The organism is Nonomuraea sp. B5E05, assembly GCF_039880665.1.
Lineage (GTDB): Bacteria > Actinomycetota > Actinomycetes > Streptosporangiales > Streptosporangiaceae > Nonomuraea.
This window is the reverse complement of sequence record NZ_JBDPMJ010000001.1, coordinates 281,588-304,936: the sequence shown is the minus strand read 5'-3', so window position 1 is coordinate 304,936 and position 23,349 is coordinate 281,588. Positions and strand designations below refer to the sequence as shown.

At 71.5% G+C, this 23,349-nt stretch carries 16 protein-coding genes and 1 pseudogene; 9 read left to right on the top strand and 8 right to left on the bottom strand.

Annotation, left to right across the window (positions count from 1 at the left end; all coding sequences use genetic code 11):
- Positions 1-4: 4 nt before the first annotated feature.
- From ABGB01_RS01415 to ABGB01_RS01400, 4 genes are read left to right on the top strand one after another with little or no spacing between them, the layout of a single operon-like run.
- Positions 5-3,061, top strand: coding sequence for an ABC transporter permease (locus tag ABGB01_RS01415; protein ID WP_347769410.1), 3,057 nt, complete (start codon positions 5-7; stop codon positions 3,059-3,061).
- Positions 3,058-5,652, top strand: a complete 2,595-nt coding sequence (locus ABGB01_RS01410; RefSeq protein ID WP_347769408.1) for an FtsX-like permease family protein — start codon at positions 3,058-3,060, stop codon at positions 5,650-5,652. The genes ABGB01_RS01415 and ABGB01_RS01410 overlap by 4 nt, the downstream gene beginning before the upstream one ends.
- On the top strand, positions 5,649-6,575 hold the full coding sequence (locus ABGB01_RS01405; protein ID WP_347769406.1) for an ABC transporter ATP-binding protein: 927 nt from the start codon (positions 5,649-5,651) through the stop codon (positions 6,573-6,575). Before ABGB01_RS01410 ends, ABGB01_RS01405 begins: the two co-directional genes overlap by 4 nt.
- Positions 6,568-7,260, top strand: coding sequence for an ABC transporter ATP-binding protein (locus ABGB01_RS01400; protein ID WP_347769404.1), 693 nt, complete (start codon positions 6,568-6,570; stop codon positions 7,258-7,260). Before ABGB01_RS01405 ends, ABGB01_RS01400 begins: the two co-directional genes overlap by 8 nt.
- A gap of 6 nt (positions 7,261-7,266) precedes the next feature.
- Here the strand turns inward: ABGB01_RS01400 and holA are convergent, their stop codons facing one another.
- From holA to ABGB01_RS01360, 8 genes and pseudogenes are all read right to left on the bottom strand, one after another.
- Positions 7,267-8,238 carry a DNA polymerase III subunit delta gene (holA, locus tag ABGB01_RS01395; protein WP_347769402.1) on the bottom strand — a complete coding sequence of 324 codons (972 nt, stop codon included), beginning with the start codon at positions 8,236-8,238 and terminating at the stop codon, positions 7,267-7,269.
- Between the two features lie 73 nt (positions 8,239-8,311).
- Entirely contained in the window at positions 8,312-10,771 is a 2,460-nt protein-coding gene (locus ABGB01_RS01390; protein ID WP_347769400.1) for a ComEC/Rec2 family competence protein, read from the bottom strand.
- A 1-nt stretch (position 10,772) separates the two neighbouring features.
- Positions 10,773-11,318, bottom strand: a complete 546-nt coding sequence (locus ABGB01_RS01385; RefSeq protein ID WP_347769398.1) for a ComEA family DNA-binding protein — start codon at positions 11,316-11,318, stop codon at positions 10,773-10,775.
- Between the two features lie 936 nt (positions 11,319-12,254).
- The gene (locus ABGB01_RS01380) at positions 12,255-12,548 is read right to left on the bottom strand and encodes a DegV family protein (protein WP_347769396.1); all 294 of its coding nucleotides are present in this window, start codon (positions 12,546-12,548) and stop codon (positions 12,255-12,257) included.
- Positions 12,549-12,669: 121 nt separating this feature from the next.
- Positions 12,670-13,059, bottom strand: a pseudogene (locus ABGB01_RS01375) (DegV family protein); the annotation flags it as partial.
- Between the two features lie 13 nt (positions 13,060-13,072).
- Entirely contained in the window at positions 13,073-14,281 is a 1,209-nt protein-coding gene (gene hutI / locus ABGB01_RS01370) for an imidazolonepropionase (RefSeq protein WP_347620203.1), read from the bottom strand.
- Between the two features lie 485 nt (positions 14,282-14,766).
- Positions 14,767-16,179 (bottom strand): GTPase HflX, encoded by a 1,413-nt coding sequence (gene hflX, locus ABGB01_RS01365; RefSeq protein ID WP_347770162.1) that lies wholly within the window; start codon positions 16,177-16,179, stop codon positions 14,767-14,769.
- 84 nt (positions 16,180-16,263) lie between these two features.
- Entirely contained in the window at positions 16,264-16,956 is a 693-nt protein-coding gene (locus ABGB01_RS01360) for a DUF4097 family beta strand repeat-containing protein (RefSeq protein WP_347769393.1), read from the bottom strand.
- A gap of 164 nt (positions 16,957-17,120) precedes the next feature.
- Between ABGB01_RS01360 and aceB the strand changes: the two genes are divergently transcribed.
- The 5 genes from aceB to ABGB01_RS01335 are packed head-to-tail and all read left to right on the top strand — an operon-like array spanning position 17,121 to position 23,311.
- Complete coding sequence (aceB, locus tag ABGB01_RS01355; RefSeq protein ID WP_347769391.1) at positions 17,121-18,698, top strand: malate synthase A; 1,578 nt, start codon at positions 17,121-17,123, stop codon at positions 18,696-18,698.
- 36 nt (positions 18,699-18,734) lie between these two features.
- Positions 18,735-20,171 carry an FAD-linked oxidase C-terminal domain-containing protein gene (locus ABGB01_RS01350; protein WP_347769389.1) on the top strand — a complete coding sequence of 479 codons (1,437 nt, stop codon included), beginning with the start codon at positions 18,735-18,737 and terminating at the stop codon, positions 20,169-20,171.
- A complete protein-coding gene (locus ABGB01_RS01345; protein WP_347769387.1) occupies positions 20,171-21,358 on the top strand; it encodes an FAD-binding oxidoreductase in 1,188 nt (395 codons plus the stop codon). Before ABGB01_RS01350 ends, ABGB01_RS01345 begins: the two co-directional genes overlap by 1 nt.
- 1 nt (position 21,359) lies before the next feature.
- The gene (locus ABGB01_RS01340) at positions 21,360-22,562 is read left to right on the top strand and encodes a heterodisulfide reductase-related iron-sulfur binding cluster (protein ID WP_347769385.1); all 1,203 of its coding nucleotides are present in this window, start codon (positions 21,360-21,362) and stop codon (positions 22,560-22,562) included.
- On the top strand, positions 22,559-23,311 hold the full coding sequence (locus tag ABGB01_RS01335; protein ID WP_347769383.1) for an IclR family transcriptional regulator: 753 nt from the start codon (positions 22,559-22,561) through the stop codon (positions 23,309-23,311). The genes ABGB01_RS01340 and ABGB01_RS01335 overlap by 4 nt, the downstream gene beginning before the upstream one ends.
- Positions 23,312-23,349 lie beyond the last annotated feature (38 nt).

The window sequence follows — 23,349 nt, the reverse complement described above, 5'->3', positions numbered from 1 at the left end:
GCACATGCGGGGGCCGTTGGTCGTCAAACGGGCGTTCAGCGAGCCACTGCTGCTTCTGGCCGCGTTCGGGTCGATCCTGCTGGCCACCACCACGCTGGTCGCGCTGACCATGTACGCCTCCTCCATCGCCGAGGCAGGCGTGCGCAGGACGATGGAGACGGCGTCGTTCGAGCAGACGGCCGCCACCATCAGCGCGCCCGTGACCGCGGAGACGTTTCCCGCCTTCGACCGGACCGTACGCGCCCAGCTCGACCGGGCCTACACCCGGCCCCCTGCCATCACCACCAGCTTCCGCTCCGACTCCTACGTGATGCCCGGCCAGGAGGGCGAGGAGCGGCCCGAACTGCTCAGGTTCGGCAGCCACGACGGGATCGACCAGCACGCCAGGCTCATCTCCGGCGCCTGGCCGCGCGACGGCGGCGACCACGTGCAGGCCGCGATCTCGTTGTCGGCCTCCTCGGCCACCGGGTTCGAGACGGGCGACGAGTTCACCACGCGAGGCCGCCTCGACCCCCGCCCGGTCAAGGTCCGCGTCGTCGGCGTCTTCCAGCTCAACGACCCCTCCGGCGCGCGCTGGGCCGGCGAGCAGCTGCTGGCCAGGGGCGTGGACCGCGGCGACTTCACCACGTACGGGCCGCTGATGGTGGCGCGCGAGACGTTCATCGCCCGCTTCGCCAGCAACGTCAACGCCACCTGGACCGCCGTCCCCGACCTGAGTGCGCTGACGCCCGAGCAGCTGCGCCCGATGGCCGCCGCGCTCGGCCAGGTGGGCGAGCGGCTGAAGGCGGACGGCTGCGGCCGCTGCACGGTCACCGGACACCTGCCCGAGATGCTCACCCAGCTCGACACCGCGTCCCTGGTGGCACGCTCCACCATGCTGATCCCGGTGCTGCAACTGCTGTTGCTGGCCGCGTACGCGCTGATGCTCACCGCGCGACTGCTCGCCGACCATCGGCGCATGGAGGTGGCGCTGCTGCGCTCGCGCGGCGCGGGCACGATGCGGCTGGCGACCCTGGCCGGGGGCGAGGCGCTGCTGGTGGCGGTGCCGTGCGCGATCGCCGCGCCGTTCCTCGGCCCGCCCCTGCTCGCGCTGGTCAACACGCTGCCGTGGATCAAAGCCTCGGGCGTTCGGCTGTCTCCCACGGCCGATCTGGGCACGTTCCTCGTGTCGTTCGGCGTGGCCCTGGCCTCGGCGGTGCTGTTGCTGTTGCCGGCGCTGGCGGGCGCGCGGCGCACGTACGTGGAGGAGCAGTCGGCGCGCGGCCGCAGCGGCGGGCGCGGCCTGATCGAACGTGCGGGCGCCGACGTGGCGCTGCTGGTCGTGGCCGGGCTGGCGATCTGGCAGCTCCAGCACTACGGCGCGCCCGTGACCGCGACGGCGGGCGGCGGGCTGGGCATCGACCCGCTGATCATCTCGGGACCCGCGCTGGCCCTGCTCACGGGCGGCATGCTGGGGTTGCGGCTGGTGCCGCGCATCTCGAAGCTGGCCGAACGGCTGACCTCCGAGCGGCCCACGCTCGCCCCCGCACTCGGTGCCTGGCAGGTGGCCAGGCGGCCGCTCAGGTACGCGGGCCCGGCGCTGCTGCTGACCATGGCGATCGCGATCGGCATCGTCTCCCTGGCCACCGCGTCCACCTGGCGCACCTCGCAGCTCGACCAGGCACGCCACCAGGCGGGGGCCGACCTGCGCCTGTCGGGTCCCGCGGACGGGCCGGAACTGGGGTCGCTGGGACGCGGGACTGCGTTCACCGCGCTGCCGGGCGTGACGGCGGCCTCCCCCGGCTTCCGCGGGCAGACCGAGGTGGGCGGCGAGAGCGCGGTGCTGATCGGCCTCGAGGCGAGCAAGCTCGGCGAGGTGTTCCATCTGCGGCCCGACCTGTCCGCGAAGCCGGTCACCGACATGTCACGCGAGCTGGTGGGGACGCACGCGGACAGGCTCGAGCTTCCCGGGCGGCCGACGACGCTCACCCTCAGCGCGAAGGTGGAGGCCGACCTGCCGCTGCGGCTGGTGTTGTCCGACGGTCTCGGCGTCTGGCGCGACGTGCCGCTCGGCGTGCTGAAGCCCGGGGACAACCGCGTGGAGGTGAGCCTCAAGGCCCTGGCGGGGCAGAGCGGGAAGATCACGTACCCGGTGGCTCTGCGCGGACTCGTCGCCGGCGCTCACGAGGGCACCGCGAACCTGACGCTGACCGGCCTGAGCGTCGACGGCCGCGAGCTCGCGACGCCCCAGGTCTCGTTGGAGGAGGACGACACCCGGCCGGCCGTGGCCACTTTCGGGACCCGCCCGGAGGCGCCGCTGCCGGTCGTGCTCACGTCCGACCTGGCCGCCTCGCTCAAGATGAGTGTCGGTCAGGTCGGGCGGGCCAGCATCGACCGCAGGGTCCTGGAGATCAAGGTGGTGGCCGTCGTGCAGACGCTGCCGACGACCACCGCGGGCCAGCCGGCGGTGCTCGCCGACTTGGAGACGCTGCAGACGAGTGATCTTGCCGCGGCGCAACTGCCCCGGCCCGCGACCGAGTGGTGGCTCGCGGCCGACGACACCGCGGCCGCGATGGGGGTGCTCAAGAGCCGGCCGGAATGGGACGTCACCCCGCTCGACCAGCGCGCGCTGACGGCCCAGCTCCAGGACGACCCGCTGGCCAGCGGGCTGCAGGGGGCGCTGATGCTCGGGTTCCTCGCGGCGCTGGTGTTCGCGGCGCTCGGCTTCCTCGTGAACGCGGCGGTCGCGGCGCGCGAGCGGATGGCCGAGTTCGGGATCCTGCGGGCGCTCGGGGTGAGCTCCCGGCAGGTGTTCGGGATGCTGGCGGTCGAGCAGGCGTTCGTCATCGGCCTGTCCCTGGCGGCGGGCACCGGGCTGGCCGTGGTCGTCGGCACGCTGGTCGTGCCGCACATCGTGCTGACCGGGCAGGCCTCGGCCGTCACGCCCGGAGTGCTGCTCGACATCCCGTGGGCCGCAACCCTCGCGATGTTGCTGCTGGTCGCGGCGGTGTTGCTCGCCATCGTGGCCGGCCTGGCACGCAATGTGCGCAGGCAAGGCCTCGTCCTCCGGGAGGAACAGTGAGGATCCCGCTGCTCGCGCGGGTGCACCTGGGCACGGTCGCCGTGCTCTCCGTGCTGACGATCAGCGCCTGCCTGCTGATCGCGGGCCTGCCCAGGGGGATGCAGGCGTCGTTCGACCAGGCGCTGCGGCGCTCGCTGAGCACCGCGGCCGCCCAGCAGGCCGACCTCACCGTGGCCGTGACGTCCGACTCGCGTGAGGACGATCTCCACGACCGCGACCAGTTCACCGCCCGCGACCGCGAATGGCGCGACCTCCTGCCTCCAGGGCTGCGCCCGCTCATCACGCCCGAGGGCACCGGCTCCAGCCACATGAGCGCCAAGACCACCCTCACGCCGATCACCGGAACCAGCGGCACCAAATACTTCAACCTCGGCTGGCTGTCCGACGCCGGCCGGCGCGTGACCTGGGTCCAGGGGCGGCCACCCGGCAAACCCGGCACCACGCGGTACGACGGCGAGACGATCCCGGTGTTCGAGGTCGGAGTCGTGACGGAGGCCCTGCGGGAGATGGACCTGCGGGTGGGCGACACGAGAACGCTCGGCGAGAACGACTACGTCGCCGTGAAGATCGTCGGCGCCTTCGAGGCCAAGAACCCCGGCGACCGCTACTGGGACCACAACCCCGACATCCTGCACGTCACGAAGATCCAGCCGCCGGGCTCTCTCGACTTCGAGAAGCACATCACCTCGCTGATGTCCGACGACGGGCTGACCGCGCTCAGCGGCGAAGGACGCCACCTGGCCTACCACTGGGTCCTGCCCATCGACGCCACGACCGCGAACGCGCTGGACGTCCCCGTCCTCACCGCTGCGATCGCCGACTTCGACCGCCTGATCGGCATCCAGGCGACCGGCACCGTCAGCCCCTACCGCCTGATCACCGGGCTGCCCAAGCTGCTCGGCGACTTCCGCGCCGGGCTGGCCACCGCCGAGACCGTGATGTACCTCGTGCTCGGCGGCCTCCTCGCCGTCGCGCTCGGCGTCCTCGTGCTGGGCGTGCAGCTGCTGGCCGACCGGATGGAGCCGACGCTCACGCTGGCCCGCGCCCGCGGCGGGTCGCTGCGCCAGGTCGCGGGCACGGGCGCGGCGCTGACCGGGCTGGCCGTGGTGCCCGCGGCCCTGGCCGGGTACGCGCTGTCGTACCTCGTGCCCGGTCCCGTGCTGCCGATCGTGCACGCCGGACCGGTCCTCGTCATCCTCGTGACCGTCGGCTACGCCGCCACGCGGCTGGCCCTGACCTATCGCACGCCGCTGCACGAACGCCGCGACGACGTCGCCACCGCCCGCCCCTCGGCCAGGCGGATCACGCTGGAGGTGCTGGTCGTCGTGCTGGCGCTGGCCGGGGCCTACCTGCTGCGGGCGCGCGGGCTGGACGACTCCGCGGGGCAGGACCCGTTCCTGCTGCTGGTGCCGATCGCGCTGACGCTGGCGGCCGCGCTGATCACCCTGCGCTGCTACCCGTACCCGCTGCGCCTGCTCGTACGGCTGACCGCGCGCGGCCGGGCGGCCGTGCCGTTCCTCGGGCTGACCCGGGCGGCCAGGGCGCGCTCCGCCAGCGTGCTGCCCGTGCTGATCATGCTGCCCGCGCTGGGCGTGTCGGTGTTCGCCGCGGTGGTCTCCGACGGGATCGCCGGCACGCAGACCCGGGCGTCATGGCAGCAGGCAGGCGCGCCGATCAAGATGACGTCGAACATCGAGATCCCGGCCGAGGCCATCGAGCGGGTACGCAGGGCCCCAGGCGTGGAACAGGTGGTGCCCGCGCAGACCGCCCGCGTGCAGGTCGGCTACGGCGCCGAGCGGGCCGAGGCCATCGCCGTGGACGTGGCGCAGTGGCGGCGGCTCATGGGCGAGGCCCCCTTCGACCTGCCCGCGCTGCCCAGCGGCGCGCTCGTCTCCCCCGAGTTGCAGGGGCGGGGCACGTTCGAGATCGGCTGGCAGTCGCGGGTGAAGCTCGCCACGCGCGGCGTGATCGAGTCGGTGCCCGGCTTCTTCACCAAGGGCAAGTTCCTCGTGGTGCCCATCGACGTGCTGACCCGGCCGGCGGTGAACACTCTGCTGATCAAGGGGGACGCCTCCGTCGACGAGCTGAAACAACTGGTCCCGTCGGCCACCGTGGTGTCGCAGGAAGGCACGCTCCGGGCCATCCAGGACGACCCGCTGACGAGCACCGTACGCTGGACCATGGTCGTCGTGACGATCGCGCTGGCCGCGTACGCGCTGGTCGCCGTCGTGCTGGCGCTGGTGGTCGGGGCGGCAGACCGGGCCAGGGCGGTGTCGTTCCTGCGCACCCTCGGCCTGTCGGAACGTCAGGCGCAGCGGCTGACCGTGCTGGAGATCCTCCCCATGATCCTCGTCACCGCGCTGGTCGGGCTCGGCCTGGGCCTCGGCCTGCCCGCCGCGCTCGGGCCCGGCGTCGACCTGTCCTCCTACGCCGGCGACCTGCCCGTCGGCGACTACTCTCTCGACCTGTTCCTGCCGAGCGCGCTGGCGGCCGGGCTGGCCGCCGTCGCCGTGCTCGGCGCCTACGCCCACACCGCCGTCAGCCGCCGCCGCAGACTCGGCGCCGTCCTTCGAGTGGGAGACCTCACGTGAACCCGACCCTGTCCGAGCTGGAAGCGAAGGCCACGCGGCAGAAGGCCGCGTTCGGCGGCGACGCGCACATCGTGTGCGACAACCTCGTGCGCATCTACAAGACCGAAGGCGTCGAGGTCGTCGCGCTGCAGGGCCTCGACCTGGTGATCGACAAGGGCGAGCTGGTGGCCATCGTGGGCGCGTCGGGCTCGGGCAAGTCGACGCTGCTCAACGTGCTGTCCGGGCTCGACGTCCCGACGGCCGGGGTGGCCAGGGTGGCGGGCATGGACCTGCTGTCGATGAACGCCCGCGCCCGGCTGCGCTACCGGCGTTCCGTGGTCGGCTTCATCTGGCAGCAGACGGCCCGCAACCTGCTCCCGTACCTCACCGCCAAGGAGAACGTCGAGCTGCCGATGAAGCTGGCCGGCGGGCGCGGGGGACGGCGGGAGCGGGCGGGCGAGCTGCTGGAACTGCTCGGCGTCGGCTACTGCGCCAACCGCAGAACTCCCGAAATGTCGGGCGGCGAGCAGCAGCGGGTCGCCATCGCCGTCGCCCTCGCCAACTCCCCCCAGCTCATCCTCGCCGACGAGCCGACGGGCGAGCTGGACAGCGAGACGTCGGAGCTGGTGTTCGACGCGCTGCGCAAGGCCAACAGGGAACTGGGCGTGACCGTCGTGGTCGTCACCCACGACCCGCTCGTGTCCGAGCAGGTCGACCGGACGGTGGGCATCCGCGACGGCCGCACCAGCAGCGAGACGCTGCGGCGCGAGGACGCCGAAGGGCAGATCATCGCCGAGGAGTACGCCGTACTCGACCGGGTGGGGCGCCTGCAACTCCCGCGCGACTTCATGAACGCCCTCGAGATGGAACGCCGGGTACGTCTCGAGCTCGAATCCGACCACATCGGCGTGTGGCCCGCGCGAGAGGAGCCGTCAGGTGAGTGAGTCGCCCTTGGTCGTGGTGGAAGGGGTGCGCAAGATCTACCGGAGCGGGCCCAAGGAGGTCGAGGCGCTGCGGGACGTGTCGTTCTCGGTGTTCCCCGGAGAGCTCGTCGCGATCCGCGGGCGGTCCGGGTCGGGCAAGACGACGCTGCTCAACCAGATCGGCGGCCTGGACAAACCGGACGCCGGACGGGTGGTCGTGGACGGGCACGAGGTCACCGCCATGTCCGACGACGAACTCCTCGCCCTGCGCAGAGACGTGGTGGGGTTCGTCTTCCAGTCGTTCGGACTGATCCCCGTACTGTCGGCGGCCGAGAACGTCGGGGTGCCGATGCGGCTGGTGCGCATGCCGGTGAAGGAACGCGAGGAGCGGATCCGGATGTTGCTGGCGCTCGTCGGGCTGGAACAGCACGTCAACCAGCGGCCGTACGAACTGTCCGGAGGGCAGCGGCAGCGGGTGGCGATCGCCCGCTCGCTCGCCAACCGGCCGCGCCTGCTGGTGGCCGACGAGCCGACGGGGCAGCTCGACTCGCAGACGGGACGGCAGATCATGGAGCTGCTGCGGGCACTCGTACGGAGCGAAGGGGTCACCGCCCTGGTCGCCACCCACGACCCGAGCCTCATGACGCTGGCGGACCGGGTGCTGGAGATCAGTGACGGCGTGGTCCGCGAGGAAGCCCTCACCTGACGTCGTTCACCGGCCCGTGCGGCTGGCTACGATCACCTGCACCGTGTGCTCGAGCGCGTAAGCCGGGTCGGCGCCGCCGCCCTTGACCTGTTCGTCCGCCTCGGCCACCGCCTGGATGGCCTTCGACAATCCGTCGGGGCCCCACCCGTTCAGCTGCCGCTTCACCCGGTCGGCCTTCCACGGCGGCATACCGACATGACTCGCCAGCTGACCACCCCGCAGGCTGCGCGGCGCGCTCGCGACCTTGGCCAGCGACCGCAGCCCACCTGCCAACGCGCTGACCAGCAGCACGGGGGCGACGCCGGTGCCGAGCGCCCACCGCAGTTGTTCCAGTGCCTCGGCCAGCCGCCCTTCGATCGCGGAGTCGGCCACGTTGAAGCCGGTGACCTCGGCCCGGCCCTTGTGGTAGCGCGCCACGGCGGACGCGTTGATCGTCTTGCCCTCGGTGTCGAACACCAGCTGGCTGCAGGCGGCCGCCAGCTCCCGCAGGTCATTTCCCACGGCATCGAGCAGCGCTGTGGCGGCGTCGCCGGAAATGCTCCGCCCCGCACGCTTGAACTCCCCTTTGATGAACTCCAGCCGCTCCCCCGCCTTGGTCACCTTGTTGACGGTGATCACTTGGGCCTTGGCCTTCTTCACCCCGTCGACCAGCGCCTTGCCTTTGACCCCTCCCGGATGCGCCAGCACCATCACGGTGTCGTCGGAGGGCTGCTTGGCATAGGCCACGACCTCGGCGATGACGTCTTTCGGCAGATCCTGCGCCGACCGGATCACGATGACAGACCGCCCGCCGAACAACGACGGGGAGGTCAATTGCGTCAGCTCGCCCACCGACACCTTGCCGCCCAGGAGGTCATGCACCTCGGACTCGGGATCGGCTGCCCGCGCCGCCGCGACGACCCCGGTCACCGCCCTCTCGGCCAGCAACTCCTCATCGCCGACAACCAGGGTCACGAGCGCTGGATCGGTTCCCGCCATGGGGGAAGCATGCCAGACGCCAAGGACAACCAGGTATTCGCCGCGGCAACGCCGGACAGGCCGGTGCCCGGAGTCAGGATGCCCGGCCGCGCGAGACCACGGCCATGCCATCTTCCCTCTCCACCACGGCGATATCCCCTGAGTGGTCGGTCCGGTAGACGGCGGCGCCGAGCCTGCGCAGCAGGGCGAGCGTGGAAGGCGCCGGATGGCCGTAGTCGTTGTCCGTCCCCACGCTGATCAGCGCCGCTCGAGCACCCACGGCTTCCAGGAAGGCTGGTGACTGCCTGTTGGATCCATGGTGCGGGATCTTCAGGATGTCGGCCCGGACCGCGGAGCGGCGTAACACCTCTTTCTGGGCCTCGGTCTCCAGATCGCCGCTGAGCAGCACGGAGCCCGATCGCCAGCGTACGTGGAGCACCACGCTGGAGTTGTTGATCGCACTGCCCTCGCCCTGGCCGGTCACCTCCCCGGAGGCCGGGTCGGGGGCGAGCACGGTCACCTCTGACGGGCCGAACGTCCAGCGAGTCCCCGGCGAGACCGTCCATTCCGGTATCCGGCGCCCTTCCAGGGTGCCCGAGACGCGTGCGGAGGCGCGCGCCATGGCCCGCTGCGGGCTGACGACCACCGCGCCGACGCGCCGGTCCCGGAGCACTCCGGGCAGGCCGCCCACGTGGTCGGCATGCGGATGGGTGAGGACGAGCAGCGGAACGTCGTCGACGCCGAGGCCGCGCAGGCAGCGGTCCATCGCGACCGGGTCGGGCCCGGTGTCCACCACCACCCCTCGTCCTGGCCCTGCCGCGACGACGATCCCGTCGCCCTGACCCACGTCGCACATCACCATGAGCCAGCCCTTCGGCGGCCAGGGCGTCGCGATCGGCCGGATCACCAGCACCGCCACCAGAGCGGCACCGGCCGCCGTCAGCACGATCGCCCGCCAGGCGCGCCGCCGCAGGATCAGTATCCCGGCCGCCACCGCGAGCGCGAGCAACGCCAGCCCGGGAAGGCCGCCCGGCCACGGGACGGTGGCGTACGGCAGCCCCACCGACCATCGGGCGACCGTGATGATCCACCCGACCGCGTAACCAGCCGGGACCACCAGGCACCGGGCACCCTCAAGCCACACCGGGGCCACCAGGGCAGCCCCGAAACCGAGCAGGGTCGCGGGAGCCACCGCCGGAGCCACGAGGAGGTTGGCGATGAGAGCGACGGGGGTGAGCTGTCCCGACATCAACACCAGAACCGGTGTCACCGCCACCTGCGCCGCCGCCGGCACGGCGATGGCCTCGGCAAGCCAGCGCGGCAACCGCACCCGTGACCGGGACCCAGCCTGCCGCCTGCCGGCCGCACCCGCGTCATTCTCCTCCTGCTGGGCCGCCGACAGCCTGTCGCGCCAGCGAGGGGCAAGGAGGAGGATCCCGGCGGTGGCGGCCACCGAGAGGGCGAACCCGTAAGACCTGGCGAGTTCGGGGACGAAGAGCACCAGAAGGAGAACCGTTGCGGAAAGGGCCGCGAAACCGTCTCGTGCCCTGCCGGTGCCCAGCGCGACGGCGGCGGCCAGGCCCATGAGCAGAGCACGCAGGACGCTCGGGGACGGACGGGCCACCACGGCGAACGCGAGCATGGAGAGCGCGGCCAGAACGGCGCGTACGGGCAGCGGGAAGCCGAACAGACGGGAGAGAGCCAGCATCGCGCCCGCGACGATGGCCAGGTTGGCCCCGCTGACCGCGTTGAGGTGGCTCAGGCCCGCTTCCTTGAAGTCGGCCGTCACCTGCGGGTCCATACGCGAGACGTCGCCGACGACCAGGCCGGGAAGGAGGCCGCGCTGGTCGGGAGGGAGCACGTCGGCGGCAGACCGCAGGCCCGACCTGAGGGCGCCCGCCGCCGTCTGGAGCTCCGACGGTGGTGTCAGGACCCGCGGCGGGCCGCGTACGAGGAGGACGGCCGCCACCAGGTCGCCTGCGGTCGGCATGGCGAGCCGGCCGGTGACTTCGAGATGCTGGCTGGGGAGGAGACGGGCCCAGGCTGCCCCGCTGGAGAAAACGGTGACGGGGACGTTGACCGCCTGCCGGGCCTCAGCCGTCCGGATGATCGTCAGGGTGGCCGGGGTCACGTAGCTGTCCGGGGCGAACGGAATGTTCTGGCTGGATCTGCGTCTCGGGTCGTCCGTCAGCACGATCTGGGCGGTGACGAAGGCGTTCGCGGCTGCGAGCTCGGCCACGGGACCGGTGGTCACGGCGTGCACCCTGAAGGCGACCGATCCGGATGCCGCGGCCGCGCAGACGAGGGTGGCCAGGATGACACCGCGCCACGCGGCCGGCCGGCTGGTGCAGCGTCCGTCCCGTCGTCCGGGGAGTGAGCGGGTGTGCCAGGCCACGGCGACGGCGCCGAGGGCCGCGGCCAGGGCGACGGCCGTGCCGATGCGTGCGGAGCAGCCGAGCAGGACCAGCGCACAGGCCCAGGCGGCGATCGCCGGGAGCAGCAGGGGCCAGGCGTGGCTCTTGCCTGTGACGGGCGGTAGCGGGTGGCCGGTCATGTCAGACGCGCACCTTCGGCTTGATCTCGTCGAACTTGCGCGGCCCTATGCCACTGACCTCGCGAAGCTGCTCGACGGAGGTGAAACCGCCGTGGGTGGTACGGAACTCGGCGATGCGTGCCGCCAGCACCTCGCCCACGCCCGGCAGTTCTTCGAGCTGGTCTGGTGTGGCGGTGTTGAGGTCGATGACGCCTCCGGCAGGGCCCGTGATCGGCGAACCCTGGGCCATCGTGCCGGGAGGTGCGCCCACGACGATCTGCTCTCCGTCGATCAGCCGTCTGGCGAGGTTGAGTGAGTCCAGGGACGCTCCTCGTGACACTCCCCCGGCCGCGGTCACCGCATCCGTGACTCTGGCACCCGCGGGGAGCAGGTAGACGCCAGGCTTACGGATCTTGCCTGCCACGTGGACCGTCACCTTGGGTGCGGTGGGGGTCGTGGACGGGGTCGGCGACGACACGGGGGTGGGTGGTGGGAGCGGCGCGGGCGAGGGCTGGGATCGCCAGACGAAGAACGCCGCGACGGCTATGGCCAGGGCGCCCACGGCCATGAGGACACGAAGACCGGGCTTGCCGGGATCGAGGGCGGGGCTCTGGGACGCCAGGGCCGCACGGAACGCCTGGAAGGTCGGCGGAACCGGGGCCGGACCGCACTGCCGTGCGGTCTGCGCGGTCTGTGTGGGCTGTCCGGACTGCGCGGGCTGTCCGGACCGTCCGGGCTCTGTGGGCCGTGCGGGCTGTGAGCGAGGCGATAGGTGAGGCTGTGGGGGGTCGTAGGCGGAGCCGAACGACCATGGTGGCTCAGGAGCCAGGTCGAAGGCCTCAGAAGGCTCACAGGCCTCACTGACGCTCTCCACGGTCCGCGACTGGCCGGACGCCCTGAAGAATCCACCGTGGGCCTCATGAGTTTCAGGGAATCTCTCGACGTTCCGCGGCTCGCCGAGGAACCCGTCAACGGGCTGACGGACACCGTCGCGCGGCTCCCCAGGAGAACGGTCAACGACCGCACGATCTCCATCGACGGACCTCGGTGCCTGAGGGGAGAGGGCGCGTGGGCCGTCGTGGGAGCCGGTGGCGTAAGGCATTCTTCGACCCTCGGCGGGCCTGCGTGCCACCCTCGCGGGCCGGCGGCGGGGGCGGCGGGGCGGGGTGGTGATCGAGCGCAGCCGGGACTCGGCGATGGCTCGTTCGGCCGTCGGATCGGGGGTTCGCACGCAGGTGAAAATAGGGCTGCGGGCGGCTGTGCCAGGAGACCGAGTCACGTTCTGTGGACAACATCGGCGGCCGAGAAAGGGGTGTGGACAATGCTGGGCCGCGAGATCGGCACCGGCCGGCGGAGGGTGCATGGCCGAGCCCGTACAAGCGCGACGGCGTCGAACCTCGACCCGAACACCACCGGATCGGATGTGAGCCGCACAGAGCCGGGCCATCCCTCGCACGCCCACCGGTGTGTCGTCCGCCGGCGGCGGACGTCAGTGGTCGGCGCGCTAGAGAGCGGTGACGGTCAGGCCGAGCATGCCGGGCCCCACGTGGGCGCCGATCACCGCCCCCACCTCGACCACCCGCAGCTCCGCCCGTGCGGGCATCCGTCTGGACAGCCGATCGGCCAGCGCCCGGGCGCGTTCCCGGGCCCGCAGATGCTGCACCGCCACCTCCACCGGCCCCGCGCCCGCCGCCTGCACGACCAGGTCCTCGAGCCGGGCGATGGCGCGCGACGAGGTGCGGACCTTCTCGAGGAGGGAGATCCGGCCGTCCACGATGTGGAGCAGTGGCTTGATCATCAGGGCCGATCCGAAGAGGAGACCGCTGTGCCGATGCGGCCGCTGCGGCGCAGGTAGTCGAGGTGTCGACGTAGAAGAACGTGCGGGTGAGCGCCACGCGGCTGCGGGCGGCCGAGGCCACCTCCTCCAGGGAGGCCCCGCCGGCGGCGGCGCGGGCCGCCGCGAGGACCGGGTAGCCGAGGCCCATCGCGATCGAGCGGCTGTCGACCACCTCCACAGGTACGGAGGCGTCGGAGGCGGCCGCCACGGCGGAATCGGCGGTGCCGGACATCGCGGCCGAGAGGTGAACCGACACGATGCCCGTGGCGCCCGTGGCGGCCAGGGAGGCGTAGCAGGAGGCGAACGTGGCGGGCGCGGGCCGGGAGGTGGTGGCGGAGGCGAGGTCGCCGGTGAAGGAGCCCTCGTCATGAGGCACGCCCTTGGCGATCACCTGCACGGGCACGACCGTGACCAGCGGCACAGGCGGCAGATAGGCGGTTGAGTCGGTGACGACGGCGACCGTGGGCGGCATGTCCCGGGGTCAGTTACTGGACAGGGGTGCCACCCCGCCACACCCGGCGCGGCTGGAGGCCGAAGGACCAGGCGAAGGCGCCCTCGTGGTCGGCGTCCCACTGCACGATGTCGGCCAGCCGGCCCGGGGCCAGCACGCCGCGGTCGGGGGCGCCCAGAACGGTGGCGCCGCCGAGGGTGGCCGCGCGGAGCGCGTCGTTGACGCTCATGCCGAACGCCGACACCGCCATGGCGATGACCAGGGCCATCGAGGTGATGCCGCAGTAGCCGGGGTTGTGGTCGCTGCCTAGCGCGATCTGCACGCCGTGCTTGATCATCTGACGGACCGGCGGGAGGTGGCCACGCTGCAGGGCGGTGGCGGGGCAGACGACGGCGGGCACGCCGTAGCGGGACATGATGGCGATGTCCTCATCGGACATGTGGTGCAGCCCGTCGGCGGAGGCGCAGCCGAGCTCGGCGGCCAGCTGGACGGCGCCGCGGCGGCTGTACTGGCCGGCGTGGATGCGCGGCAGCAGGCCGACGTTGCGGCCGGAGGCGAGGACCCAGCGGGACTCCTCGGTGGTGAAGTGGCCATCGTCGCAGTAGACGTCGACGCTGTCGGCGCCCGCGGCGGCGGCGTCGGCGCACCAGGAGCCGACGGCCTCGACGTATTCGCGCTGCCGGCCGAAGTATTCCGGCGGGACCACGTGCGCCGCGAGGAAGGTGACGTGCACCCGCGGCATCATCGGCTCCTTCTCCAGCTCGCGCAGGAGCCGCACGTCGGCCAGCTCGCCGTCGCGGGTGAGGTGGTAGCCGGTCTTGGCCTCGACGGTGGTGGTGCCGCTGAGCAGCCAGTCGCGCAGCCGCTCGCGCACGCCGTTGCAGAGCGTCCAGGGGTCGGTGCCGCGGGTCACGGTGACGGTGGAGCCCACGCCGCCGCCGGCCGCGGTGATCGACGCTGACGTGGAGCCGCCGGTGCGGATGGCCAGCTCGGCGTAGCGGTTGCCGGCGTAGACCGGGTGGGTGTGGGCGTCGATGAGGCCGGGCGTGACGAGAGCGCCACCCAGGTTTTCGACGTGGTCGACGTCGACGATGTCGTCGACGACGCCGGGCACCGTCTGCGGCAGGTCGGGCGCGCGCCCGACCCACGCGATGCGGTCGTTGTGCACGAGGATGGCGGCGTTGCTCAGGACTTCGTTGCCGGTCCAGAGACGGCCGATGTTGGTCAGCAGCCGAACGGTCACCGCATCACCGCCCCGGGAGCGCTTCTGCCCGTTTCCCGGCATGGCCCCAGCGCCCAGCGCACGGCCTGCGCCGCGCCCACTGAGTCCGCTCCGGGTCCGGACGACATGGGGGGTCTCCTGATCTAGTCCGCGTCATGCTGTGCGGTGACCGTATCGCCGGAGACATGATCCGGCGATTTCAGTTCAGTTACGTTATTTCACAGGCTGGGCTGGTGTACAGGCTTATTCGGAAGAAAGACCACTGATCCCATCCGTCACCCAGCCCTGCCTCGTCCCCATGGCCCCCGTTGACGACATCCACACCACTGGTCATCATCCGAAACCTAGAACCCGAACCCAAAATGCAGACCAACGTTAGGTCTGGCCAATGGTAGCAACCCCAGGGTGCGGGGACCACTGCCGCTTTTGGGCAGCTCTGCACGCTTTACGGCGAGAGCTGCCCAACCGCACCGCGATATACCGGCGCACGCCGGCCGCCCAGAACCCTAGGAGACGCGCTCGACCGGCTTGCCCACCCGCTCGAGCTCCTGCGACAGGCTCGGCAACACGCGGGCGTGGAGGATGGTGCCGTCCTCGACGTGCTCGACGGAGAGCACCTCGCCCTCCTTGTGAGCGCGCGAGATCAGGTCGCCCCTGTCGTACGGCACCAGCAGGTTGACCTCGTGGTCGAGCCGCGGCAGCTCCCGGTCGATGAGCGCCATGAGCTCGGGGATGCCCTTGCCCGTGCGGGCCGACACCACGATGCTGTCGCGCTCGCGCCGCAGGATCCGGTCGACCACTTCCTGGTCGGCCAGGTCGGCCTTGTTGATCACGACGATCTCGCGGATGCCGGAGGCGCCCTCGAGGTCGGCGAGCACCTCGCGCACGGCCGCCAGCTGACCCTCGGGGTCGGGGTGGGAGCCGTCGACGACGTGCAGGATCAGGTCGGCGTCGGCCACCTCTTCCAGCGTGGAACGGAACGCCTCGACGAGCTGGTGCGGAAGGTGCCGGACGAAGCCGACGGTGTCGGCGATCGTGAACAGCCGGCCCTCGGGCGTGCGCGCCCTGCGCACGGTCGGGTCGAGGGTCGCGAACAACGCGTCCTCCACCAGCACGCCCGCGCCGGTGACGCGGTTGAGCAGCGAGGACTTGCCGGCGTTGGTGTAGCCGGCGATCGCCACGGCCGGGACCTCGCGCCGCTGGCGCTGGTAGCGCATGGTGTCACGCGAGGTGGACATGCTCCCGATCTGGCGGCGCAGCTTGGCCATCCGCTCGCGGATGCGCCGGCGGTCGAGCTCGATCTTGGTCTCACCCGGGCCGCGGCCGCCGATGCCGACGCCGCCAGCGGCGCGACCGCCGACCTGGCGGGACAGGTTGCCACCCCAGCCGCGCAGGCGGGGCAGCAGGTATTGGAGCTGCGCCAGCTCGACCTGGGCCTTGCCCTCACGGCTCTTGGCGTGCTGGGCGAAGATGTCGAGGATCAGCGCGGTGCGATCGATCACCTTGACCTTGACCGTCTCCTCGAGCTGGCGGAGCTGGCCAGGGGTCAGCTCGCCGTCGCAGATCACGGTGTCGGCGGCGGTCGACTCGACCACGTCGCGCAGCTCAAGAGCCTTGCCCGAGCCGATGTAGGTCGCCGGGTCGGGCTTCTGGCGGCGCTGGATCAGGCCGTCGAGCACCTCGGACCCGGCGGTCTCGGCCAGCAGCTTGAGCTCCAGCAGCGAGTTTTCCGCGTCCTCGACGGTGCCGGAGGTCCAGACGCCGACCAGGACGACCCGCTCGAGCCGCAACTTCCGGTATTCGACCTCGGAGACGTCCTGCAACTCGGTGGACAGGCCCGCCACACGGCGCAGTGCCTGGCGCTCCTCGAGGTCCATGTCGCCGGATTCGTACGCGTCGAGCGTGGAGTATTCGTGCATTCGTGTCATCTCTATGAGGAAACGTCTGGACACCACGGTGTCTTCCCACGATGGTGGCATGACATCCCTGGCGCAATCACCTGGTTATCCCGGCTCCACATCGACGTTGCCGGAACCCGCCGTCACCGAGATCTTGTGCGGCGAGGAGCCGTCGTTGTCGACCTTGACGTTCTCGTCGCCGGATCCGATGTCGGTCGTCACCGCGTACTTGCCCGCGGGCACGACGAGTCTCGTGTCGCCCGAGCCGGTCTTGAGCCGCGCGTCGTCGGGGGCGCTGCGGTATTTGAGCTCGATGTTCCCCGACCCCGCCTCGGCGTACACCTTCTTGCCACCGAGCCCTGCGGCGTCGACGTCGCCGGAGCCGGCCTTCACGTCGATCATCCCGGTCAGGTCCCTGAACGTGATGTTGCCCGAGCCCGCCTCGAGGTCGACGGCCAGCCCCTTGGGGACCTCGATCTTGTAGTCGACGCTGCAGCTGCCGAAGTTCGACGGGCAGTCGTAGGTGACGAACAGCGCCTCCCCCTCGACCTTGTGCTCGGCTGTGGGCTTGTCGTCGCCGCTCCAGCGGAGCGTCTCGGTGACCCGGACGGCGGCGCCGCCGGTCTCCGTGATGACGGTGTCGCCCGCGCCGCTCTCGAGCCGCAGCTTGGTGACCTTCTCCGTCACCTGGTACGACGCCGTCTCCTGCTCGGTGGGGCCTGCGATCTTCGCGAGCCCGCACCCGGTCAGCGCCATTGCGGAGGCCAGCAGCCCGCCTGCGATCGCCATCGTTCTCATGCCTCGCATCCTTTCGCGGTGCGGCGCCCGCCCACATCGGGGATGCCCCGGACGATCCCCCGGGGGAACCCCGTCTTTGACCGGGAAAGGACCATAAGGGTAGCGTCGATTCCATAATCCAGAAGTCGTTTTCCACATCGCGAAAAAGTGCGGAAAGAGGTTCCATGGAGATCACCGGCCCGATGCTCGACCGGTTCGACGAGATCCTCACGCCGGAGGCGCAGGCGTTCGTGGCGACTCTGCAGCGCGAGTTCGACGCCAGGCGGCTGGAGCTGCTGGAGGCCCGCCGGACGCGGCAGGCGGAGTTGTCGGCCGGCGCCATGCTCGACTTCCTACCGGAGACCAAGGAGATCAGGGAGGGCGACTGGCAGGTCGCCGCCCCGGCGCCCGGACTCGAGGACCGCCGCGTCGAGATCACCGGCCCCGTCGACAAGAAGATGACCATCAACGCGCTCAATTCCGGCGCGAAGGTCTGGCTGGCCGACTTCGAGGACGCCAACTCGCCGCTCTGGGAAAACTGCGTGAGCGGCCACCTCAACCTGCGCGACGCGCTCGACCGCACGATCGACTTCGAGTCGGGCGGCAAGACGTACGCGCTGCGCCCCGACGACGAGCTGGCCACGGTGGTGGTGCGGCCGCGCGGATGGCACCTGGACGAGAAGCACGCCAAGGTCGACGGACATCCGGTCGCGGCGGCGCTGTTCGACTTCGGCCTCTACTTTTTCCACTGCGCCCAGCGGCAGCTCGACAAGGGCAAGGGCCCGTACTTCTACCTGCCCAAGATCGAGTCGCATCTGGAGGCGCGGCTCTGGAACGACGTGTTCACCCGGGCGCAGGAGCTGCTCGGCATCCCGCACGCCACGATCAGGGCGACCGTGCTCATCGAGACCTATCCGGCGGCGTTCGAGATGGAGGAGATCCTCTACGAGCTGCGCGACCACTCCGCGGGGCTCAACGCCGGCCGCTGGGACTACCTGTTCAGCGTGATCAAGAAGTTCCGCACCAGGGGCAGGGAGTTCCTGCTGCCCGAGCGGAACGCGGTGGCGATGACCGCGCCGTTCATGCGCGCGTACACCGAGCTGCTGGTGCGCACCTGTCACAAGCGCGGCGCGCACGCCGTCGGCGGGATGGCGGCGTTCATCCCCTCGCGGCGTGACCCCGAGGTGAACGCGGTGGCGCTGGAGAAGGTGCGGGCCGACAAGACGCGCGAGTCCGGCGACGGATTCGACGGGTCGTGGGTGGCGCACCCCGACCTGGTGCCGGTCTGCCGGGAGGTGTTCGACGGCGTGCTGGGGTCGCGGCCCAACCAGCTCGACCGGCTGCGCGAGGACGTCAGCGTGTCCGCCGCCGAGCTGCTGGCGGTCTCGGAGACGCCCGGCGAGATCACGGAGGCGGGGCTGCGCAACAACGTGGACGTGGGGCTGCGCTACCTCGCCGCCTGGATGGGCGGTCAGGGCGCGGCGGCGATCCACAACCTCATGGAGGACGCCGCCACGGCCGAGATCTCGCGCTCGCAGATCTGGCAGTGGATCCACAACGACATCGAGCTCGCCGACACGGGCGCGCGGGTGACGAAGGAGCTGGTCGAGCAGATCATCGCGGAGGAGCTGGCCAAGATCGCGCAGGAGCCGGGCTACGACGAGGGGCTGTACGCCCAGGCCACCGCGCTGTTCAAGGAGGTCGCGCTGGATGACGACTTCGCGGAGTTCCTGACTCTTCCGGCTTATGCTCAAATGCCATAGAAAAGGCAGATATCCACAGGAAAAGGGGGATCGGTGATGGAAACGCTGATAGCGGCGCTGCGGTCGCGGCTGCCCCACGACTCGGTGATCACCGATCCCGTACGCCTGCGCACGTACGAGTGCGACGGCCTGACCTACCACCGGGCGACCCCCGGCGTGGTCGTGCTCCCCGGCACGGCCGAGCAGGTCGCCCGCGTGGTACGCCTGTGCAACGACTTCGGCGTGCCCTTCGTGGCCAGGGGCTCGGGCACCGGCCTGTCGGGGGGCGCGCTCCCCCGCGAGGACGGCGTGCTCATCGTCACCTCGAAGATGCGCGCGATCCTGGAGGTCGACCTCGCCAACCGCAGGGCGGTGGTCGAGCCGGGCGTCACCAACCTGGCCATCACCGAGGCCGTGCGCGACCAGGGCTACTATTACGCCCCCGACCCCTCCAGCCAGCAGATCTGCTCGATCGGCGGCAACGTCGCGGAGAACTCCGGCGGCGCCCACTGCCTGAAGTACGGCTTCACCGTCAACCACGTCGAGGCCTGCGAGATCGTCACCCCCGACGGCGACCTGGTGACGCTCGACCGCATGGACCCCGGCTATGACCTGCTGGGGGCGTTCGTCGGCTCGGAGGGCACGCTCGGCATCGCCACCAAGATCACGGTACGCCTCTGCCGCGCGCCCGAGTCGGTGACCACGGTGCTGGCCGCGTTCGAGAGCATCGAGCAGGGCGGCGAGGCCGTCTCGGCGATCATCGGGGCGGGCATCGTGCCGGCCGCGATCGAGATGATGGACGCGCTGGCCATCGAGGCGGCCGAGGCGGCGGTGGCCTGCGCCTATCCCGAGGGCGCGGGCGCCGTGCTCATCGTGGAGCTCGACGGGCCCGCCGCGGAGGTGGAGCGGCAGTTCGCCCAGCTCGAAGAGATCTGCTCGGGCGCGTTCGAGCTGCGCGTGGCGGCCGATCCCGCCGAGCGGGCGGCGATCTGGAAGGGGCGCAAGTCGGCGTTCGCGGCCGTGGGGCGCATCAGCCCGGCCTACATCGTCCAGGACGGCGTGGTGCCGCGCACGTCCCTGCCCGGCGTGCTGGCCGCCATCGACCGGCTCTCTGCCGAGCACCGGATCAAGGTGGCCAACGTCTTCCACGCGGGCGACGGCAACCTGCACCCGCTGGTGTTGTTCGACGACGCGGAGCCTGGCGCGGGCGAGCGGGCCGAGGTGGTCTCCGGCGCGATCCTCGACCTGTGCATCGAGCACGGCGGCTCGATCACGGGCGAGCACGGGGTCGGGGTCGACAAATCACGTTATATGCCGAGGATGTTCAGCGATGACGACCTGGACACCATGCAGCTCGTCCGGTGCGCGTTCGACCCGCGGGGCCTGGCCAATCCGGGCAAGGTGTTCCCCACGCCTCGGCTGTGCGGCGAGGTGCCGGGCGTGCGCAAGGGCGTGCACCCGCTGGTCGAGTCGGGGAAGGCGGAGCAGTTCTGATGACCCTGGCGGCGACCGGCGTGACGGTCAGGCGGGCCGGCGAGAAGGACGCCGTGAGCGGCGTGGTCCCGCGCTGGGTGGCCCTGCCCGAGACGGTGGAGGAGATCTCGGCGGTGCTGCGGGCCTGCGCGGAGCAGGACCTCGCGGTGGTGCCCGCGGGCGGCGGCACCAAGCTGCACTGGGGACACCCGCCCGAGCGGTGCGACGTGCTGCTCGACATGTGCTGCATGAACGAGATCATCGAGCACGCGGCGGGCGACCTCGTGGTGCGGGCACAGGCAGGCGTCACCATGGACGCCCTGGCCGCCACGCTCGCGGACAAGGGGCAGGAGCTGGCTCTCGACCCGCCGTTCGCGGAGCACACGACGGTCGGCGGCACGCTCTCCACCGCGACCGCGGGCCCGCGCGCCTTCCGCTACGGCACCGCCCGCGACCTGCTCATCGGCATCACCGTCGTGCTGCCCGACGGCACCGTCGCGAAGTCGGGCGGCAAAGTGGTCAAGAACGTCGCCGGCTACGACCTCGGCAAGCTCTTCACCGGTTCCCGCGGCACGCTCGGCGTGATCGCCGAGGCGACCTTCCGCCTGCACCCGCTGCCCGCGGAGCGGCGCTGGATCGTGACCGGCACGAAGGTCGCCGACCTCGCCGGCGAGACGCTGCGGCGCCTGGCCTCCTCCCAGGCCGAGCCCTCCGCCGTGGACATCGACTGCCTTGACGGCCGGTACGCGACGATCGCGGTGCTGGTGGAGGGGTCGGCCGCCGGGCAGCGGGCGGCGGCCCTGCGCGATGTGCTCGGCGACGGCACGATCACGGCGGAGCCGCCGGACTGGTGGGGGCTGATCCTCACCGACGACGTGCTGCTGGAGGTGCGCTTCCCGCCCGCGCGCACGGTCGAGACGCTGGCCGCGGCAGGCGAGACCGGGTTCTCGTTCCGCGGCTCGCCGGTCACGGGACAGGCCTACCTGGAACTCTGGGGCGACGTCTCCGAGGAGGAGCTGACGGCCACCGTCGACCGGCTCAGGGCGCGGATCGAGGCGCTGGGCGGGCGGCTGACCGTTCCCGCCTCGCCGTACGAAGGGGTCGACAGGTGGGGGCAGGTGAGCACGTTGCCGCTGATGCGGCGGGTGAAGGAACGGTTCGATCCCGGGCGCAGGATGTCCCCCGGCCGGTTCGTGGGAGGGATCTGACGTGGATCCTGAGCTGATCAACGACTGCGTGCACTGCGGGTTCTGCCTGCCGACGTGCCCGACGTACGCGTTGTGGGGCGAGGAGATGGACTCGCCGCGCGGCCGGATCCACCTGATGAAGCAGCACGTCGAGGGCACGCCCATCACCCCGGAGATGGCCGGGCACTTCGACGCCTGCCTGGGGTGCATGGCGTGCGTCACGGCGTGCCCGTCCGGAGTCCGGTACGACCGGCTGATCGAGCAGACCAGGGCCGTGGTCGAGCGGGAGCACGTGCGCGAGCCGGAGGACCGGGCCGTGCGCGAGATCGTCTTCAGCCTCTTCCCCTACCCGCGCAGGCTGCGGCTGCTGCGGCCGACGATGTGGCTGGCCGGGCGGATGGCGCCGTTCCTGGCCCGGGTGCACCCCGGCCTCGGCTCCATGGCCGGGCTGGCGCCGCGGGTGGAGCACCGCCAGCGCATGCCGCGCGTCGTCAGGGCCAGGGGAGAGCGCAGGGCCGTGGTCGGCATGCTCACCGGGTGCGTACAGGGAGAGTTCTTCCCCCAGGTCAACGCGGCCACCGCGCGGGTGCTCGCGCTGGAGGGCTGCGACGTGGTCATCCCGCGTGGCCAGGGCTGCTGCGGCGCGCTCAGCGTGCACTCCGGGCGCGCCGAGCAGGCCACGAGGCTCGCCCGCCGCACGGTCAGGACGTTCGAGAAGGCGGGCGTCGACACCGTCGTGGTGAACGCGGCCGGATGCGGCTCCTCCATGAAGGAATATGCCGAGCTGCTCGGCCGCGAGCCCCGGTTCAAGGTCGCCGACCTGTCCGAATATCTCGCCGAGCTGGGCCCCGTGGCCAAGCGGCACCCGCTGCCGCTCACCGTCGCCTACCACGACGCCTGCCACCTGGCCCACGCCCAGGGCATCCGCGACCAGCCGCGCGAGCTGCTGCGCGGCATTCCCGACCTGGAGCTGCGCGAGATCCCCGAGTCGGCCATCTGCTGCGGGTCCGCGGGCACGTACAACATCCTGCAGCCGCAGGCCGCCCGCGACCTCGGCGACAGGAAGGCCCGTGCGGTCGGCACGACCGGCGCCGGCCTGCTGGTCTCCGCCAACCCCGGCTGCACCATGCAGATCGCCGCCGCCATGCGGCGTGCCGGCGAGGAGATCAGGGTGGCGCACACGGCCGAGGTGCTCGACGCCTCGCTCCGCGGTGTGCGCCTATGAGCGTCCAGTCGGTCGAGCGGGCGCTCGACGTGCTGGAGGCGCTGGCCGAACATGGGGGCGAGGCTGGCCTGTCGGAGATCGCCGCCAGGACGGGCCTGCCGTACGGGACCATCCACCGGCTGCTGCAGACGCTGCTCGCGCGCGGCTACGTACGTCAGGAGTCCGACCGCCGGTACGCCCTCGGCGGCGGGCTCGTGCGTCTGGGCGGCATCGCGGAGAGCATGGTCGGGGTGTGGGCGCAGCCGTACCTCGGCAAGATGGTCGAGCTGTCCGGCGAGACCGCCAACCTGGCCGTGCTCGAAGGCGACTTCATCGTCTACGTGGCCCAGGCGCCCTCGCCGCGCAGGCTGCGGATGTTCGCCGAGGTCGGCAGGCGGGTGCTGCCGCACAGCACGGCGGTGGGCAAGGTGCTGCTGGCCGGGCGGCCGGCCTCCGAGGCGGTCGCCGTGTTCGAGCGCACCGGCATGCCGCGGCGCACCCCCAACACGATCACCGAGCTGACCGCCATGCTCGCCGAGCTCGAACGGGTCAGGTCGTGCGGCTACGCCATGGACCTGGGCGAGGAGGAGCTGGGCGTGCACTGCCTGGCCGTGCCCGTCTGGGACGGCGACCGGGTGGTGGCCGCGATGTCGGTGTCGGGCCCGGCGGAACGCATCGACGGGCTCGACCGTGACGAGCTGGCGGAGGGCATGCGTAAGATCGCGCTCGACTTCGGGAACGAGCTCAGCCCGGTGGCCGGCGGCAGTTGAGTAGTCAATTACCTTTCCGAGCCTCCTGACGTGCGAGA